Source organism: Mycobacterium sp. THU-M104, from assembly GCF_049197365.1.
GTDB lineage: Bacteria > Actinomycetota > Actinomycetes > Mycobacteriales > Mycobacteriaceae > Mycobacterium.
The window spans coordinates 1-2,760 of record NZ_JBMIOP010000218.1 but is presented as its reverse complement, the minus strand read 5'-3'; the positions used below and the strand labels follow the sequence as shown (position 1 = coordinate 2,760).

The window sequence follows — 2,760 nt, the reverse complement described above, 5'->3', positions numbered from 1 at the left end:
ACCGAAAGGGACGATCCGTTCGGTGGCGGAGATCGCGGCCGGCCTGCGCGAACTTGGCGAACTGCGCGAATCGCATCTACTGACCGACGAGGAATTCACAACATTGAAACAGCGACTTCTGGGATTCTAGATCCCGACATTTCCAATCCCGCATGATCGAAGGAGCCGAAAGGATCTTCAGAGTCGCATTGATTTCGTGCGCGCTTGCCACCGCCGCATTCTGGCTGGCAGCACCCGCCGTCGCCGACGAATCCGCATACATCGCACGCCTGAACAAGGCGCAGGTCGCCCACATGTCCAGTGCCGACGCACTCCATTGGGGGTATGCCACCTGCGACATGCTGCGTTCCGGCGCCTCGGTGCCCGAAGCCGTCACGATGCTGGAGGAATCCGCTGGGTTCAGCAATCGTCATGCCGGGGTGGTCCTGGGCGCCGCTGCCGCCGAACTGTGCCCCGACCAGTACCAGACCGTGGTGAATTGGGCTCACGATCAGTTCGAGGAGTGACAACGCGGCCTCGACAAAGAACGAAAGCCGGGCCGCGTGACGTCACCGAATGCGCAGCAGCCTTATCCGCACCCGTAGCTGTCGGGATCGGCGACGGCCAGCAGCCACGCGTATTGGAACGCGGTCTCCCGCCACGCCTTGTAGCGGCCGCTGACGCCGCCATGGCCGGCGTTCATCTGCGTCTTCAACAGCACCGGAGCACCGTCGGTGTTGGCGTGGCGCAGCGCCGCGACCCACTTGGCCGGCTCCACGTAGTACACCCTGGTGTCATTCAGCGACGTCATCGCCAGGATCGCCGGATACTGCTTGGCCTCCACGTTCTCATACGGCGAATAGGACTTCATGTAGGCGTAGACATCCTTATCGCTCAACGGGTTTCCCCATTCGTCCCACTCGGTGACGGTCAGCGGCAGGGAGGGATCCAAGATGGTGGTCAAAGGGTCGACGAACGGGACCTGCGCGAGGATGCCGGCGAACAGGTCCGGCGCCAGATTCGCCACCGCGCCCATCAGCAGGCCGCCCGCGCTGCCACCCAACGCGACCAGCTGCTGCGGGCTGGTCAGCCCCGAGTCCACCAGATGCCTTGCCACCGCCACGAAGTCGCTGAAGCTGTTCTTCTTGGCCAACAGCTTGCCGTGCTCGTACCACAGCCGGCCCATCTCGCCGCCGCCCCGGACGTGGGCGATGACGAACACCATGCCGCGGTCCAACAGCGACAGCCGGGCGATGGAGAACGCCGGATCGGTGCAGATCTCGTAGGCGCCGTAGCCGTAGAGCAACGTCGGAGCCGGGAATTCGGTCTCGGTGCGGTACACGATCGACACCGGGACGCGGGTGCCGTCCTCGGCGCGCGCCCACTCGCGGCGCTCCACGTAGTCGCCGGGCCGGTAGTCGCCGAGCACGGGTTGTTCGCGCAGCAGCGTCCGCTGCCCGGTGGCCAGGTCGACGTCGTAGATCCGCACCGGGGTGACGAAAGAACCCACCCTGATCCGCAGCTTCGGGGAATCCCAGTTCGGGTCGGCGCCCGTGCTGACCCACATCAGCTCGGAGTCCGACGAAATCTCCTCGGGCTCAACGTAACCGCCGTCGGTATTCAGGGGCCACAACTGGACGCGGGGCAATGCCTCGCGCCGGTAGCTCACCACCAGGTGGTCGGCGAACGCGTCCACGCCCTCGAGCCGGACGTCGTCGCGGTGCTCGATCAGAGTGCGCTGCCGCGTGGGATCCTCGACCGGGGATTCGACCAGCGTGAAGTTGACCGCGCCATCGTTGTGCAGGATCAGGAACCGGTCGCGGCCCCCGACCACCGCGTGTTCCACCGAGTAGTCGACGCCTTCGCGGCGTGGCAGCACGACGGTGAACGCGGCATCCGGGTCGTCCGCGTCCGCGTACCGCCACTCGGAGGTGATCGCCGAGGCCGCGTTGAGCAGGACGTAGGCCTTGCTCCGGGTCAGTCCCACTCCGAGCCAGAATCGTTCGTCGGCCTCGTGATACACCAGTTCCGCCGGCTCGCCGGAGCCGAGCCGGTACCGCCAGACCTTGTCGGGGCGGTGCGCGGCATCCAGGGTCAGGTAGTACACGGTCCGGTTGTCGGCGGCCCACGTTCCCCCGCCCGCGATGTCGGCGATTTCGTCCGGGTACTGCTCGCCGGTGCGTAAATCGCGGAACCGCAACGTATACCGTTCGTCGCCGACCGTGTCGACGGAGTATGCCAGCAGGTTGCCGTCCAGGCTGACCATGGCCGCGCCCAGCGCGAAGAACTCGTGACCCTCGGCCTCGGCGTTCGAGTCGAGCAGGACCTGCTCACCGGGCACTTCGGTGTTCTCGTCCAGCGTCGGCGGCGTCCAGTCGCCGGGACCGGTGACCGGGCAACGGCACTGGACGCGGTACTGCTTGCCCTCGAAAGTCCGTGAGTAGTACCACCAGTCGCCCTGCCGGGTGGGCACCGACAGGTCGGTCTCCTTGGTGCGCGCCTTGATCTCGTCGAAGATCTGCCGGCGCAGCGGTTCGAGGTGGTCCGTCATCGCGTCGACGTAGTCGTTCTCGGCCTCGAGGTGGGCGACGACCTCCGGGTCGGCCTTGTCGCGCAGCCATTCGTAGGGGTCCACGAAGACGTCGCCGTGGTGCTCGCGGCGGGTCTCAACCCGGTTGGCCACCGGGGCGCGGGGCGCTTCCGTCATGCGGCCGGGCCGATCCAGTCATCGAAGCTCAGACCGGAAATGCGTTCGTAGGCATTGATGTAACGGTCACGTGT

General features: G+C 66.2%; 4 protein-coding genes. 2 read left to right on the top strand and 2 right to left on the bottom strand.

Annotated elements, in window-relative coordinates; all coding sequences use genetic code 11:
- Window positions 1-22: 22 nt before the first annotated feature.
- Together ACOJVU_RS16815 and ACOJVU_RS16810 are read left to right on the top strand one after the other, a co-directional pair.
- Window positions 23-130 carry an SHOCT domain-containing protein gene (locus ACOJVU_RS16815; protein ID WP_421530807.1) on the top strand — a complete coding sequence of 36 codons (108 nt, stop codon included), beginning with the start codon at window positions 23-25 and terminating at the stop codon, window positions 128-130.
- Window positions 131-152: 22 nt separating this feature from the next.
- A complete protein-coding gene (locus ACOJVU_RS16810; protein ID WP_421530805.1) occupies window positions 153-506 on the top strand; it encodes a DUF732 domain-containing protein in 354 nt (117 codons plus the stop codon).
- A gap of 62 nt (window positions 507-568) precedes the next feature.
- On the opposite strand, the gene ACOJVU_RS16805 is transcribed toward ACOJVU_RS16810, so the two are convergent.
- Complete coding sequence (locus ACOJVU_RS16805; protein ID WP_421530804.1) at window positions 569-2,686, bottom strand: S9 family peptidase; 2,118 nt, start codon at window positions 2,684-2,686, stop codon at window positions 569-571.
- On the bottom strand, window positions 2,683-2,760 hold a 78-nt coding region (locus ACOJVU_RS16800), incomplete at its 5' end, for a hypothetical protein (protein ID WP_421530806.1). The genes ACOJVU_RS16800 and ACOJVU_RS16805, both read right to left, overlap by 4 nt.

Excerpts from the sequence above, each read along its gene's own strand:
- ACOJVU_RS16805 (WP_421530804.1), bottom strand. The coding sequence starts at position 2,686 with ATGACGGAAGCGCCCCGCGCCCCGGTGGCCAACCGGGTTGAGACCCGC.
- ACOJVU_RS16810 (WP_421530805.1), top strand. The coding sequence starts at position 153 with ATGATCGAAGGAGCCGAAAGGATCTTCAGAGTCGCATTGATTTCGTGC.